Consider the following 13,653-nt stretch of genomic DNA (forward strand, 5'->3'; position numbering starts at 1 on the left):
CTGCTTTCGCAGGAATTTTACACGTCGAAATCGACCACCACTTTTTTAGTAGTTGGAACGGCTTGACAACTTAACACATAGTTTTGTGCGACTTCATCTTCTTCTAATGCGTAGTTGATTTTCATTTCAACTTCGCCTTCCATTACTTGGCACTTACAGGTACTGCAAACGCCCCCTTTGCATGCAAATGGCAAATCTGCTCCGGCAGTTAGTGCGCCATCTAAAATATTATCATCGTCTTGCTGCATTGTGAAACGGAATTCTTTTCCGCCATCGATAATAACAACTTCGACACCATCAATTTTTTGTTCTGATAAACGCTCAACACGTTTTTTATCTTCTTCGGTTAGGCCTTTTACAAATAATTCGAAATGAATTAAATCTTTTGGCAAACCGGCTTCAGCCAGATAATTACTCACGTAATTGACCATATCTTCTGGCCCACACAAAAACACTTCGCTTGTATCTGGAATATCAATGAATGTTTTGGTGAGAACTTTCATTTTCTCATCATCAAAACGACCATTGAACAACTCAATATCTCGCTTTTCTTTGGTTAGGAAATAATAGATTTCTAAACGACCGAAATAGGCATTTCTTAATTGCTCTAACTCTTCCTTAAAGATAATGGATTTTGCTGTTCTATTGACATAAAACAACTTACAAGTTGAGTTTGGCTCTGCTGCCAAATGCGCTTTAATCATTGAAAGAATTGGCGTAACACCACTTCCTGCTGCAAAAAACAAATAGTTTTTAGCATTGTCTGCATTACAATCTACGCCAAATGTTCCGCTAGGTGCCATAACATCTAGCTCGTCTCCTGCTTTTAATGTGCTATTGACAAAGGTTGAAAACTTCCCTCCTGGAATTTCTTTGACTGCCACTTTCCATTCGTTATCAAATGGACTAGAACATAGCGAATATGAACGGCGTACATCTTCGCCATTAATTAATGCCTTAAGCGTTAAATGTTGCCCTTGCGAGAATTTAAATTCGTCTTGCAATGCTTCAGGAATATCAAAAGTTACAACTGATGTGTCTTTTGTTTCCTTGTAAATATCTTTTATTCTTAATTTATGAAAATCTGCCATAAGCCCCTTCTGTCCTTCGGACATCTTCCCCAAAAGGGAAGAATTTATTTTATCTTTAATTAAGGTCTGTTTTACACAATCACCCGAAAACGATTTCGAGTCCTGATCTCAAAACTAACGCTTGTTAGTTTACCAGACAAATTTACAAAAATTAATCGATTTTTTTGTTAATACCGTTAATTAACACTTCACTTAATTGTTGAGACAACTCTTCAGTGTTTAAGTCTTCTTTTTTAGGAATCCATAGGTAGAGAGAACGCAGTGTTGATAAAATTGAAAAGAGCATGACTTCGATATTTTCATTTATTATCTCTTCCTTTTTGATGCCTTGTTGAATAATATTTCTGAATTCATCTTCATAATTAGAACGCAGTTGCAAGTAATACTCTAATTTTTCTTCAAGATGCATCCAATCGTTATTAAGAGAAGCCATTCCATAGGTATTATGAGAGGTAATATTAACATGCAGTTTAACAATATCTCTAAGCTTTTCGATATTTGACTTATTGGATTTTTGGATTTCCTGCAATCCAGTAGTAAATTCTTCTGCCAAGGAAATTATTATCTCTTTCAGAATTTGTTGCTTAGAATTTATATGATTATAAAGACTTGCCGCTTTCATACCCATTTCTGTAGCCAAATCGCGCATAGTTACAGCACTATATCCTTTTTCTTTAAATAGTTTAGCTGCAGTTTTTATGATTTCGTCTTTACGAGTTTCGTTTTTCAATTTCAAAAGTTAATATTTAACCGTAAATTTATACAAAAAGAAAAACTATGGGATTTTTGGATTTTATTTTTGGCGCAAAAAAAAGACAAGTTGACTTTTACATGAAGAATGGTGCCGAAATACTAGACGTGAGAACGCAACGTGAATGGGACAATGGTCATATTGAAGGCTCCAGACACATACCTTTAGACAACTTAAAAAATCACGTTGATGAATTAAAAGCTCTAAACAAACCCCTTGTTGTTTGTTGCGAAAGTGGTGTTCGTTCTGCTAAGGCAGCAAAATTTTTAAACCTCAATAACATTGACGCTATAAATGGAGGTGGTTGGGTTTCTTTGAAAAGCAAGCTATAATTTAAGATTATTGAAGACTTCTAAACTTTCAATTGGTGCTTGATTATACTCTAAAGCCCAACCTAAAGAGTTAGTTAAAATATAAAACTTCGAAAGTTCGCTTAGCAATCTGTTTTGTGCATTAGACTTTAAATCGGAAGCTTCAATTTTCTTCATTAATTGTTCGCGTACTGTTTTTTTAATTTCGTTATAGTCTTTTGCTTCAAATGGATTGAGATAATCAGCTTGTATATCGTAGTATTCGAAATCTGGGTTGATTTTTATTTCTTCTTTTGGGATAGTTAATATTTGAAGTGTTTTTGTAGTCTCGTCAATATTATATTCAATTTTAGACAAGTCGTAAGCTATAGTTACATCAGCATTTACAACTACCAAAGCTTTCTTTTCAACTTCAATTAAATCGCCAAACATACGCTTGGAATTTTCATAAGAAAACACTTCGCTAAAATGACCTTCGGTTACCACCAGTTTACTGACGTTTTTTAACTGCTCTTGTATTAAAGCTGAATTTTCCTTTAGGATTATTTGCTCTTCTTTTTTATCACCACAATACTTAAAGGTAAAAAGAACAATAAGCGTGATTATGACTCCAAATAAAATTTTTCTCATACCTCTAAAATACAAAAAAGCACTGGTTGCTTCGACATTGAAGCCTAACCAATGCTTTAAATACCTTAATAGATTAATAGCATTACAAACATAACTATTAACTTATTTTCTTAAGTTATAAAAAGATTAAAGTAGTATTAAATTTACTTTTTAAGCTCTAATTTTTCAGCAAAATAATCACAAAAATCTTTCATTGTTGCTGTCATTTTTTCATCTTGAGTTGCTCTATTAAAAGTATCACTCATAGCAACTAAGGTTTGATGAAAAAAGACTTTCATCTCATCAACAGGCATGTCTTTAGTCCACAAATCAATTCTTAGTGTTTCTTGAGCTTTACTATCCCAAACCGATAGCAACATTGCTTTTGCCTCTTCGTTTTCAACACCTCCATCCTTAGCAGTCCATCGTAGCGTTTCAGGAATGTGATTTTCGTCTAATTCAACATTTAACTCTATAGTTGATTTTTTATTTTCACTCATTATCTGTTCGGTTTATATTTTGCATTATTAAAAATTTCAACTGCATCTTTTTGCAGCATATCCATGAAGTCATCGTTATTATTCTCCATGTAGGATTTTACAATTTGCCAACCTATAAATTGCCCTAATTTACCAGGAGACTCAGTATCTAGTTCTAGATAAAACTTTGTAAAAGGCGCTGGAGCAGTAAATCTTGCAGGCAAGCTAGAATCGGTATTATACAATAATTCCTTTGAAATAAAATACCTCCAAATTTGGTCTTCATTAGAAATTGCCCACTCTAGTTGCTCTTTGGTGTAACCAATTTTTTCAGCATCAGTTTTAAACGGAATTATCTTATCCATAAAATACAATGTCTTACCAAAATAAATCATTTCGTCTAGTAAGGTTTTTCTTTGTGATTGATAAATATACCTGTCAGCATAAGCAGCAGCCAAATCTGGTGTGATTTGAGAAGGCTTCATGTTTTCTGAAATGTATTTTGGAATTCCACCATAAAATTCGTGGTCAGCTCCCAAATAAGTATCAAGAGCCACCAGAGCGATTGTATCAGTTACATACACTTTGTCTCTATACCTTACATAATCAGAAAAAGTTACCACTCTTGGCGCTGAAAATGTTTTGTCGTAATACTTTAAATGCTGAAATAGCTTTTTGATTTCGTGTTCCTGAGACGCAAAATTATTGAACACTTTATCAATCTCAACAAACAACTGCTGTTGTAAAGTATCAGACATTCTATGTGTTAAGACCGAATCGTTTTCGGTTTTTGAAAACATAAACGGAAAAGCCGCTTTTAGCTTAGGTAAGTCTTCGGGTTTTGAACTAGCAAACGCTTTATCAAATCGTTCTACCACAACATCAATATCTATAGCAGCAATTTCTTTTTCAACTTTGCTTTCATCTGCACATGAAAACACAAAAGCAAAACCCACAAAAAGTAAAATCAATTTCTTCATAAAAACTTAAACCTTGTTTATTTTTATTACTAATGCGATTAGTTTATTTTTGTTTGCAAAGGTACTATTCTTAGAATTAAATCGTATACAAAATGCAAACAGAAAAAGTTGTCACTCACATTGTAAATTGGTTAAAGGATTATGCAACAAACGCAAAAGTAAATGGATTTGTTGTAGGTGTTTCTGGCGGAATTGATTCTGCTGTAACTTCTACGCTATGCGCAAAAACAGGATTAGATGTTTTGTGTGTAGAAATGCCTATTCACCAAGCGCAAAGCCATGTAACTCGCGCACAAGAACATATTGCACAACTAAAACAACGTTTTTCTAATGTAAAAGACACCAGAGTAGACCTTACTCCTGTATTTGAAGAGTTTAAGACCGAAGTTTCTCTTGAAGGCAAACAAGCTACAGTTGACATGGCATTAGCAAACACCAGAGCTCGTTTAAGAATGACAACTTTATATTACCATGCTGGACTTTTAGGACTTTTGGTTGCAGGAACTGGAAATAAAGTTGAAGATTTTGGTGTTGGCTTTTACACTAAGTATGGTGATGGAGGTGTTGATTTAAGCCCAATTGCTGATTTAATGAAATCGGAAGTTTATAAAATAGGTGAATTATTACAAGTACCTGAATCTATAATGAATGCAGCTCCTAGCGACGGACTTTTTGGTGATGCTAGAAGTGATGAAGATCAAATAGGAGCTTCTTATCCAGAACTAGAGTGGGCAATGCAAATGAAAGACGAAGGAAAAACAATTGCTGATTTTGAAGGTCGTGAGCAAAAAGTGTTTGAAATCTTTATGAGATTTAACTCTTCTAATATGCATAAAATGACACCGATTCCTGTTTGCGAAATTCCTAAAAATTTAAAATAATTTTTAATGATTTAACCTTAAAAATGTTAAAGTTGTTAATTTTTTCCTTATTTTTATATCATAAATCTCCCCTTATAGAGCTTAACCATCTTAAGTTCTAACACGAATTTATAATTCAACTCATTATGATAAAGGTATTAGTTGTAGACAATCATCCTATTATTAGAACTGGCTTAAAATTACTTTTTGAGCACAGTCATGAGATTGATGTTATTGGTGGTGTTGGAAGTGGAATCGAGATTTTTGAATTTGTAAGACGTTATCCTGTTGACGTTATTATCTCAGAAATTGACCTTCCTGAGCTTAATGGTATAACTGCGTTACGCGCCATAAAAAAAGAACATCAAAACCTTAAGGTAATAATGTACAGTCATCATCCTGAAGAAATTTACGCTATAAGCGTACTTAAAGCAGGCGCATCGGCTTATGTATCTAAAACAGTAGATACTGACACTCTTAAAGAAGCTATTCTTAAAGTGCATCAAGGTGATATTTACTTAAGCAACAATATGGCTAAACATCTTACATTTGATGAAGCTAAAAAAACCACAAGCAGACTCTACAAGCGTTTATCTACAAGAGAAGTTGAAGTTTTAAAGTTATTATCTTCAGGTAAAAAGAATAAGGAAATTGCAATGGAATTGGACATTAATGAAAAAACGGTTAGCACCTATAAAGCACGTCTTTTTAAAAAATTGAAAGTTACCAACCTTGTAGATTTAATTCATCAAGCGAAACATTTGGAGCTTACTTAAATTTTACCTCCTACTACTTTCCCAAGTTTTCTAGACAGTAACATTTTAAGCCCTAAATAATCCCTAACATCTTCTAGCACACCTTTTACATTGACATCTTCTCGCAAGGTATCGTTTTTATATTCAGCTACTTTTTTATCAATTAAATAACAACGTAAACTCAAAATGGTTTGACTCACCAATTGCGCAATAGTTTCATTTTTGTCTTTAGGTACAATATGGTTTCTTTCCCAATCATGAAGATTGTAACGCTCGTCGTTCATTAAAATAGTTGTGACCTCACTAGCCATATCCTGACTAAGTTTACTCACAAAATCGCGTGTTGAAAAGTCTTGGTTTTGATGTAAATTATCAATTAAAGTATAGTACAGACTTTTAAAGTTTGGGTTAGTAAACTGCATTTCGTCTTCCTGCAAATCGAGGTAAATTTTCTCAAATACTTTACTAGTATTAATTACAGGTTCTAGCTTTAACTCATTGGTGTTTTCATCTTCCTTTAATACCAAATCTTCAAAATCTTCGGTTTCATTACCATACAAAAGTAGAATTTCAATAATCTTACGTTCTAGCTCATATTGAATATCAATTTTTTGTTTGGGTTGTTCTTGTCTTACAACTTCAAAAGCTTTTTGTTCCTTTTTGAAATCCTTATTGGCTTGCTGATGTTCTTTTTTACTTATTTGCGCCAAAGTACTAAACAGTACATTTTCGCTAATATCCATAATTCTAGAACACTCCTGGACATAAACTTCTCGCTTAATACTATCAGGAATTTTAGAGATACTATTTACAATATCTCTAATGGTTTCAGCTTTTTTTATTGGATCATTTTTAGCTTCTTCAACTAAAATTGAGGCTTTAAACTGAATGAAGTCCTTAGCATTTTCATTTAAAAACGTATTGAGCTCTTCATAAGTATTTTGCTTTGCAAAACTATCAGGATCTTCACCATTAGGAAATGTGCAAACCCTTACATTCATTCCTTGTTCAAGGATTAAATCGATACCTCGAAGCGATGCTCTTATACCTGCTGCATCACCATCAAAAAGCACAGTTATGTTTTTGGTTAATCGGTTTATAAGCCTTATTTGCTCTGGTGTTAACGCAGTACCAGAAGAAGCCACTACATTTTTTATTCCTGACTGGTGAAATTGAATGACATCAGTGTAACCTTCAACCAAAAAGCAGTTGTCTTCTTTAGCAATACTTTGTTTTGCATGATACAAACCATACAACACTTTACTCTTATGATATATGGTACTCTCTGGCGAGTTTAGGTATTTTGCAGCTTTTTTATCGTTAGTGAGTATTCTACCTCCAAACCCTAAAACACGACCACTCATACTGTGTATAGGAAACATCACACGACCTTTAAAACGGTCGAAAGTTTTATTGTCCTTTACAATGGTAAGTCCTGTTTTTTCGAGGAATTCCATTTGATAGCCTTTTTTTACAGCTTCGTCAGTAAAGGCTTGCCACTCATCTGGTGAGTATCCTAATTGAAACTTTTTAATGGTTTCGTTGGTAAACCCACGCTCTTTAAAATAGCTTAATCCAATGGCTTGACCTTGGTCTGTTTTAAACATGACTTTTTGAAAATAGTCATTCGCAAACTCGCTAACCAAATACATGCTTTCCCTTTCGTTGGCTTCTTCTTTTTGCTCATTGGTTTGTTCGGTTTCTTCAACGTCAATATTATACTTTTTTGCTAAGTATTTTATAGCCTCAGGATAAGTAAAATGCTCGTGTTCCATCAAAAATGTTACCACATTACCACCTTTACCACTACTAAAATCTTTCCAGATTTGTTTTACTGGAGACACCATAAAGCTAGGTGTACGCTCGTCACTAAAAGGACTCAACCCTTTAAAGTTAGTGCCTGATTTTTTTAAGGTAACAAAATCGCCAATAACCTCCTCTACACGAGCGGTTTCAAAGACATGTTCTATGGTAGATTTTGATATCAACGTTGAAAAAAATTTGCAGACTGTAAATGTACTATAAAACTCCTTGTCTAAAAAATTTAAGCTGAGAGTAAAAACTTGACTTTATAAAATAAAAACCGAACTTCGTTTAACTGTCGATATAAATTATTAAAACAATTCATATCTTTATTTTGTACACAATTTAACTGAACCATATGAAAAAAACCTTAACTTTAATTATTCTGATTGCATTATTTAGTTGCGAAAAAGATGATGGGTATGATTCTATTGAAATTGATAATAGTCCATTAGAGCACGCTGAATTGGGGTTTAAATTAGATGAACCCAATATAATTTTAAACGAACTCTGCAAAGGAGAGCTGAATAGACAAATAATTTCTATTTTATTAGTGAGTTATGGAAATACATACAGAAAGTGGGAATTTGAATATGTAAATAATACAGACTTATTGTCAAAAATGACATTTTATTTACCACATTATCAAGGTTGTGAACAAAACGTCTATGAATTTTTATATAATGAAAATAACCTAATTGATAAAGTAGTTTCAACAAGAGAAAATGTTTGTAATGAATATGAAGTAATTAAAACTTACACTTTCAATTATAATGACAACGGATTGTTGAAAAGTATTTTTATGGATAATGACTTTTTTGTCGAAGAAAATTATTTTGGATATTATCCAAATGGTAAAATAAAGGAAATTTACAATGACCACAGAGGTAGAGGTGTTGAACCGAGTTTTGGCGTACAAAAATTCACTTATAACGATTCATTTACAAATGTAATCAAAGTAGAATCTATTGGAACAAATACACATTACACTTATAGATATTCTTATGACAATAATATAAATCCATTTAAGAATGTTTTTATTGCAACATCAGTTTTTATGCCTTTTATTGGTCCTGCATATTTGTCGGAAAATAACGTGATTGAAGTTATCGAAAAAAACGAAAACAACATACATAATCAAGAATTTACTTATCCTTATTTCTTTGAATACTCAAATAATCAGCACCTTTTTAGATATAGAGACGGCGAAGATGATGTTGTTTACTATATTAATCAATAAAAAACTGTGTACAACAATGGCTATAAGTAATTGCTTGTTCTCGCCTACTTCTCTGAAAATCCGCGAGGATTTTCAGTTTGGTGTGTACTTGCAAAGTTTCGTGCTAAACCACGCAACTACTCATAGCCGAAACTGTTAAACGAAACCACAAAAAACTTCAATGTCGTTTTTTAAAAAAGTTATATATATTTTAACTGCTTTTATAAAGTTTATATTCTACAAGCCAAAAGCTATTGAGCAATCTAAACAGGTTTATTTTAACATTTCGGACCCAAGAATTTATAATAGATATTTATATACGCTTGTTAAAGCTTTTCTTATTGAAGGTTATACTGTTGTTTTCCCAAAAACCTTTAATCAGTTTAGGTTTTTACATCATCCAAAAGAATATTTAGGATTATTAAGTAATGAAGCACAAGTTGTTTTTAAAACCATAACGAAGTCATTTAATGGTATTGAAATTAACTCAACCAACTTAACTGCAGACTACTTCTCAAAAATTGAAACAGCACACGAGAATAGTGCTTTTTATTACATACCAATAGCTCAACATCCACTTATGTACCATAGGCAATTATGGAACAGCGACATTAACTACGTGCCGCGAAAAACTTCAATTTTTATGATTGGAAATTTTGATGCTATAGGGTATAAGCAAATTGAAAAAACATCTACAAATATTATAAGCAGAGTAGCTATTTTCAATTTTTTAAACAATCATAAACTACTAACTAATTACAAAAAACCATATGAGTTTAAATCTTTTTTAACTAGTGATGAAGACCATAAATGCATTTTGATAAAACGTGAAGATTTTTCATTACCTATGCAAGAATTAAGACCAACGTTTTCAAAGTTTCATTTCTTTTTAGCTTGTCCTGGTTACGTTATGGCTTTATGCCATAATATTAACGAGGCAATGTCAGTTGGTACAATTCCTATTTTACAGCGTGATTATGCCAACTTATTTGTCCCCAAATTAAAACATGAAGTTAACGCCATTATTTTTGATAATCTTGATGATTTAGCACAAAAAATTAAGAACAGTTACAACTATACTTATACCAAGTTAGATGAGATGCATAATAATGTATTTTACTATTACGAGTCTTATTTAACCCCCAAAAAAGTAGTTGAGAGTATTGAAAAAAATCACCCTAATACTATTTATTTATTAGCAGAAGGACATAGTGTTGCTCTTAAAAACAACAAAGCCTCCAATTAAGGAGGCTTTTTTACTAACTCAAATAATTGTTTTAATCTAAATCAAAGCGTAAACCCATTGATAAATTGTGTTGATCAAACGCTTGGTCTTTAAATAAAGGGTTTAAATCGTATTTCATATACAATCCCATACTGCCATAACCAACATAAGCGCCAAGACCATATACAAAATCGGAAGTATTGTAGTTACGCTTTATTTTTTCTTTTACTCTATCTCCATCTTGCTTGTATCTTAGTTTTTGCTGCGTACCAATGTTAAATCCTGCGTAAGCACCAACACCAATTTTAAATTTGTTGTGTGTTGAATAACGGAAATAATCGTCTTTTTCGATTTTTTTAGATGGACCAAACTCAAAATACACTGGCACTACCAAATTGGTTACTCTAAACTCTGACTCTTTTAACTCATACGGAAATTCCTCTAATGTAGTTACGTTACCATTTTGCACAAAGTACCTATCATCTTTTGGCGATAGTTTGTTCCACTGAAAAGAGAATCCGTACTTTAAACGTAAGGCATTTGAGTTTTTAAATACTCTGGTTTTCCAAGCCCAACCTAACTCTACAAATCCTGAGTTCATAAAACCGTATTCATCACCTATTTTTTGTCCGTCACCAATAGCGTTGTTAAAACCTGCAGCAAACACAAGGTCGCTAGTTGTGCGTTTGTCGTATTTTCGAAACTTTTTTCTGTTCTTTATTCTAAAACCTGCAAAGCTTTCGCCATCGCCTCCAAAACTGAATCCGAAATAATCTCCTTTATCGTCGTCCAAATTATCATAACCTATTTCATTACGCTTTAGCAACTCTATTTTGTTATCTATAATTGCAATACGATTTTCAATATTAAGCGCACGCTTTTTGGCTACTTCTTTTTTAAGCGCATCGGCTTTTTCTTGAGTGATTTCGCCATTTTCCAATCGAAGATTTATAGCCTCAACTTCTTTTTTAAGATACTCGCGTTCTTCTTCTTCAATTTTTTTCTTTAACTCATCAAGGCTCTCAATTTTAAACTGATTTTTAGACTTTTGAATTGTGTCTTGTGCGTTCATTTTACCTACAACTAGGCATAAGATTACTAGCACTACGCATTTTGTAATAGTGTTCATAACTGTTCGTTTTGTGATTAATGTTTCTTTTTAAGTGTTAATGATTTCGTTCAGCAACTGCAGTTTTTACTGTGTCGAAACTATTTTTAAGAGCATCAAATACTTTTGCTCTAAACGATTGCTCTAGCTCATCTTCAACGTCTTGAAGCAAAGCATCAGCACTTACCGTTCTTGTGGTTTCGTTGTATAATCTGTTTTTAAGTATTTCTCGTTCTGCTTGTTTTAAAAGCGAATCAATTTCGGCATTACTAACTGTAACATCTTCGAGGTTGAGCTTCTTTATTTCGTCAACTACATCATTAATTTTAGCTTTTTCAAACTCTAGTGAGTTCAAAGGAGTCTCTAAGTGCTTAACTTTTTCTTGCTCGTTAGTAGTGGTTGCAGCCACAGCTTCTTTAATTGTAACCGTTGTATTAGGACTTACAATTCTTGTTGATTTTTGTACTACTACTCCACTTTTTGGGTTAGGAATTATTTTTTCAGTTGAAGCTTTAATGTCTTCAACTTGTTCTACAGCAACAGTATTTTCTTCTTTTTTGCTTTCAACAGGATTTAAAACTTCTTCTTTTACTTGTTCTTCTTTAGTTTCAGTATCTACAATTGCTGGTGTGCTGTTTTCAAATTCTGAATTATTAAAAAACAATGTCGTTACTAAAGCAACACCTACAATGCTTGCTGCAATACCAACCCAAAAATATACTGTTTTGGGTTTTCTTTTATCTTGATTATCTAAACGTTTTGCCAAAACATCCCAACTTGCCTCAGATGGCTGTATGGTACGCTCCTCAATCTTCTCCTTAAGATTTTCCTCAAACTTAATTGGTGCCATAACTAGATGTGTTTAATTTTTTAATGTTTTCTTGAAGCATTTGTCTTGCTTTGAAGAGTTGCGATTTTGATGTTCCTTCTGATATATTTAATAGTTCTGCAATTTCGTGGTGCTTATAACCTTCTATAGCATACATTACAAAAACCATTTTATAACCTTCTGGCAATTCATCAATCAATTGTTGTAGTTCAGCCATTTCAATTTCGGTATTGATATTATTTGCATAATCGTGAGGCATTGTTACCTCTTCAACCGAAAACTCAATTTGCTTTTGCTGTCTTAAAAATGATATTGCTTCTCGTACCATTATTTTTCTCAGCCAACCTTCAAAACTTCCCAGATTTTTAAAGCTCTTTAAATTTGTAAATGCTTTAAAAAACCCATTTAGCATTACCTCTTCCGCTTTTTGAACATCTTTTATATAATACCTACAAACACTCAACATTTTAGGCGCATGTATTTCGTACAACACATGTTGCGCTTCGCGATTGTTTTTCGCAGCTTTACTGATAAGCTCAGTGTTATTATTATGCAATTGAATAACTTTCAAAATAGCTTTCATAAGGTCTTCTATTTATAAAGACGAAAGTTTTTTTAAAATGGTTGCCTGAAGTATGAAAAAAAAATTATTTTTTTCTGTCAATCACGTAATTCACCATAAGTTCTAGTGAATCTTTAAATTCAGATTTTGGATATGTATCAAGAATTTGAAGTGCTTCTGTTTGAAACTGTTTCATTTTATCAATTGCATAATCCAATCCTCCATTAGCTTTCACAAAAGCTATAACCTCTTTAACACGCTTTGTGTTTTTGTTATGATTTTTAATGGAGTTTATTAACCATTTTCTTTCCTTATCTGAACTATTGTTAAGCACATAAATGAGTGGCAAAGTCATTTTTTGCTCTTTAATATCGATTCCTGTAGGCTTACCGATAGCTTCATCTCCATAATCGAACAAGTCATCTTTAATTTGAAATGCCATCCCAATAAGCTCTCCAAATTTTCGCATGGTTTCTACTTCGGGTGAATTTGGTTTTACCGAAGCTGCACCTAAACTGCAACAAGCCGCAATAAGTGTTGCTGTTTTTTGACGGATAATCTCGTAATAGACATCTTCAGTAATATCAAGTTGTCTCGCTTTTTCAATTTGGAGCAACTCACCTTCGCTCATTTCCCGAACAGCTACTGAAATAATTTTAAGTAAATCAAAATCATTATTATCAATTGACAGCAACAATCCTTTAGACAATAAAAAATCACCTATAAGTACTGCAATTTTATTTTTCCAAAGTGCATTTATAGAAAAGAAGCCTCTACGTCTATTACTATCATCAACAACATCGTCATGCACTAAAGTAGCTGTGTGTATCAATTCAATTACCGAAGCTCCTCTGTAAGTTCGCTCACTAACTTCGCCATTTTTAATCATTTTAGCTACCAGAAACACAAACATAGGTCGCATTTGCTTCCCTTTTCTATTAACAATGTAGTGTGTAATTCTGTTGAGTAATGCAACCTTAGAAGACATTGACAAACGGAACTTTTCTTCGAAAAGATCCATTTCATAAGCGATAGGTTGTTTTATTTGTTCTGTAATTTTCAATTAAAAAG

15 protein-coding genes are annotated in these 13,653 nt (G+C 32.8%); 5 read left to right on the plus strand and 10 right to left on the minus strand.

All coding sequences use genetic code 11. The features are described 5' to 3' along the window. Window positions 1-17: 17 nt before the first annotated feature. Together paaE and ABD011_RS14325 are read right to left on the minus strand one after the other, a co-directional pair. Window positions 18-1,091 carry a 1,2-phenylacetyl-CoA epoxidase subunit PaaE gene (paaE, locus tag ABD011_RS14320; RefSeq protein WP_134200949.1) on the minus strand — a complete coding sequence of 358 codons (1,074 nt, stop codon included), beginning with the start codon at window positions 1,089-1,091 and terminating at the stop codon, window positions 18-20. Window positions 1,092-1,242: 151 nt separating this feature from the next. Continuing rightward, complete coding sequence (locus ABD011_RS14325) at window positions 1,243-1,821, minus strand: TetR/AcrR family transcriptional regulator (protein ID WP_343799355.1); 579 nt, start codon at window positions 1,819-1,821, stop codon at window positions 1,243-1,245. Between the two features lie 47 nt (window positions 1,822-1,868). Between ABD011_RS14325 and ABD011_RS14330 the strand changes: the two genes are divergently transcribed. Continuing rightward, on the plus strand, window positions 1,869-2,174 hold the full coding sequence (locus tag ABD011_RS14330) for a rhodanese-like domain-containing protein (RefSeq protein ID WP_343799357.1): 306 nt from the start codon (window positions 1,869-1,871) through the stop codon (window positions 2,172-2,174). Here the strand turns inward: ABD011_RS14330 and ABD011_RS14335 are convergent. The 3 genes from ABD011_RS14335 to gldB form a co-directional block, all read right to left on the minus strand. Next, window positions 2,169-2,783: a DUF4230 domain-containing protein gene (locus ABD011_RS14335; protein WP_343799359.1), complete on the minus strand. Its 615-nt coding sequence runs from the start codon at window positions 2,781-2,783 to the stop codon at window positions 2,169-2,171. The two genes, ABD011_RS14330 and ABD011_RS14335, sit on opposite strands and share 6 nt — an antisense overlap. A gap of 143 nt (window positions 2,784-2,926) precedes the next feature. Next, window positions 2,927-3,262: a gliding motility protein GldC gene (gene gldC, locus ABD011_RS14340; RefSeq protein ID WP_129761058.1), complete on the minus strand. Its 336-nt coding sequence runs from the start codon at window positions 3,260-3,262 to the stop codon at window positions 2,927-2,929. After that, on the minus strand, window positions 3,262-4,221 hold the full coding sequence (gene gldB / locus ABD011_RS14345; protein ID WP_343799362.1) for a gliding motility lipoprotein GldB: 960 nt from the start codon (window positions 4,219-4,221) through the stop codon (window positions 3,262-3,264). The genes gldC and gldB overlap by 1 nt, the downstream gene beginning before the upstream one ends. Window positions 4,222-4,313: 92 nt before the next feature. Between gldB and nadE the strand changes: the two genes are divergently transcribed. Next, complete coding sequence (gene nadE / locus ABD011_RS14350; protein WP_343799364.1) at window positions 4,314-5,102, plus strand: NAD(+) synthase; 789 nt, start codon at window positions 4,314-4,316, stop codon at window positions 5,100-5,102. Between the two features lie 125 nt (window positions 5,103-5,227). Then, window positions 5,228-5,857 carry a response regulator gene (locus ABD011_RS14355; protein ID WP_129761061.1) on the plus strand — a complete coding sequence of 210 codons (630 nt, stop codon included), beginning with the start codon at window positions 5,228-5,230 and terminating at the stop codon, window positions 5,855-5,857. On the opposite strand, the gene dnaG is transcribed toward ABD011_RS14355, so the two are convergent. After that, complete coding sequence (gene dnaG / locus ABD011_RS14360) at window positions 5,854-7,824, minus strand: DNA primase (RefSeq protein ID WP_343799366.1); 1,971 nt, start codon at window positions 7,822-7,824, stop codon at window positions 5,854-5,856. The genes ABD011_RS14355 and dnaG overlap by 4 nt on opposite strands. A 173-nt stretch (window positions 7,825-7,997) precedes the next feature. On the opposite strand from dnaG, the gene ABD011_RS14365 reads away from it, so the two are divergent. Together ABD011_RS14365 and ABD011_RS14370 are read left to right on the plus strand one after the other, a co-directional pair. Beyond that, window positions 7,998-8,879 (plus strand): hypothetical protein, encoded by an 882-nt coding sequence (locus tag ABD011_RS14365; RefSeq protein WP_343799368.1) that lies wholly within the window; start codon window positions 7,998-8,000, stop codon window positions 8,877-8,879. A gap of 160 nt (window positions 8,880-9,039) precedes the next feature. After that, complete coding sequence (locus tag ABD011_RS14370; protein WP_343799370.1) at window positions 9,040-10,104, plus strand: hypothetical protein; 1,065 nt, start codon at window positions 9,040-9,042, stop codon at window positions 10,102-10,104. A gap of 31 nt (window positions 10,105-10,135) precedes the next feature. Here the strand turns inward: ABD011_RS14370 and ABD011_RS14375 are convergent, their stop codons facing one another. The 4 genes from ABD011_RS14375 to ABD011_RS14390 form a co-directional block, all read right to left on the minus strand. Further along, complete coding sequence (locus tag ABD011_RS14375; RefSeq protein WP_129761064.1) at window positions 10,136-11,212, minus strand: hypothetical protein; 1,077 nt, start codon at window positions 11,210-11,212, stop codon at window positions 10,136-10,138. A 37-nt stretch (window positions 11,213-11,249) separates the two neighbouring features. After that, a complete protein-coding gene (locus ABD011_RS14380) occupies window positions 11,250-12,041 on the minus strand; it encodes a hypothetical protein (protein WP_343799372.1) in 792 nt (263 codons plus the stop codon). After that, window positions 12,028-12,603 carry an RNA polymerase sigma factor gene (locus tag ABD011_RS14385; RefSeq protein ID WP_243832985.1) on the minus strand — a complete coding sequence of 192 codons (576 nt, stop codon included), beginning with the start codon at window positions 12,601-12,603 and terminating at the stop codon, window positions 12,028-12,030. The genes ABD011_RS14380 and ABD011_RS14385 overlap by 14 nt, the downstream gene beginning before the upstream one ends. A gap of 64 nt (window positions 12,604-12,667) precedes the next feature. Next, window positions 12,668-13,645 carry a polyprenyl synthetase family protein gene (locus ABD011_RS14390; RefSeq protein WP_343799374.1) on the minus strand — a complete coding sequence of 326 codons (978 nt, stop codon included), beginning with the start codon at window positions 13,643-13,645 and terminating at the stop codon, window positions 12,668-12,670. Window positions 13,646-13,653 lie beyond the last annotated feature (8 nt).

Origin of the sequence: Gaetbulibacter jejuensis, assembly GCF_039524015.1 — a bacterium.
GTDB classification, from domain to species: domain Bacteria; phylum Bacteroidota; class Bacteroidia; order Flavobacteriales; family Flavobacteriaceae; genus Gaetbulibacter_B; species Gaetbulibacter_B jejuensis.

What these genes read in the sequence shown, in the direction of transcription:
- gldC (WP_129761058.1), bottom strand. Translation starts at nt 3,262, where the DNA reads ATGAGTGAAAATAAAAAATCAACTATAGAGTTAAATGTTGAATTAGAC.
- ABD011_RS14330 (WP_343799357.1), top strand. Translation starts at nt 1,869, where the DNA reads ATGGGATTTTTGGATTTTATTTTTGGCGCAAAAAAAAGACAAGTTGAC.
- paaE (WP_134200949.1), bottom strand. Translation starts at nt 1,091, where the DNA reads ATGGCAGATTTTCATAAATTAAGAATAAAAGATATTTACAAGGAAACA.
- ABD011_RS14380 (WP_343799372.1), bottom strand. Translation starts at nt 12,041, where the DNA reads ATGGCACCAATTAAGTTTGAGGAAAATCTTAAGGAGAAGATTGAGGAG.
- gldB (WP_343799362.1), bottom strand. Translation starts at nt 4,221, where the DNA reads ATGAAGAAATTGATTTTACTTTTTGTGGGTTTTGCTTTTGTGTTTTCA.
- ABD011_RS14355 (WP_129761061.1), top strand. Translation starts at nt 5,228, where the DNA reads ATGATAAAGGTATTAGTTGTAGACAATCATCCTATTATTAGAACTGGC.
- nadE (WP_343799364.1), top strand. Translation starts at nt 4,314, where the DNA reads ATGCAAACAGAAAAAGTTGTCACTCACATTGTAAATTGGTTAAAGGAT.
- ABD011_RS14335 (WP_343799359.1), bottom strand. Translation starts at nt 2,783, where the DNA reads ATGAGAAAAATTTTATTTGGAGTCATAATCACGCTTATTGTTCTTTTT.
- ABD011_RS14370 (WP_343799370.1), top strand. Translation starts at nt 9,040, where the DNA reads ATGTCGTTTTTTAAAAAAGTTATATATATTTTAACTGCTTTTATAAAG.
- ABD011_RS14365 (WP_343799368.1), top strand. Translation starts at nt 7,998, where the DNA reads ATGAAAAAAACCTTAACTTTAATTATTCTGATTGCATTATTTAGTTGC.
- ABD011_RS14375 (WP_129761064.1), bottom strand. Translation starts at nt 11,212, where the DNA reads ATGAACACTATTACAAAATGCGTAGTGCTAGTAATCTTATGCCTAGTT.
- ABD011_RS14385 (WP_243832985.1), bottom strand. Translation starts at nt 12,603, where the DNA reads ATGAAAGCTATTTTGAAAGTTATTCAATTGCATAATAATAACACTGAG.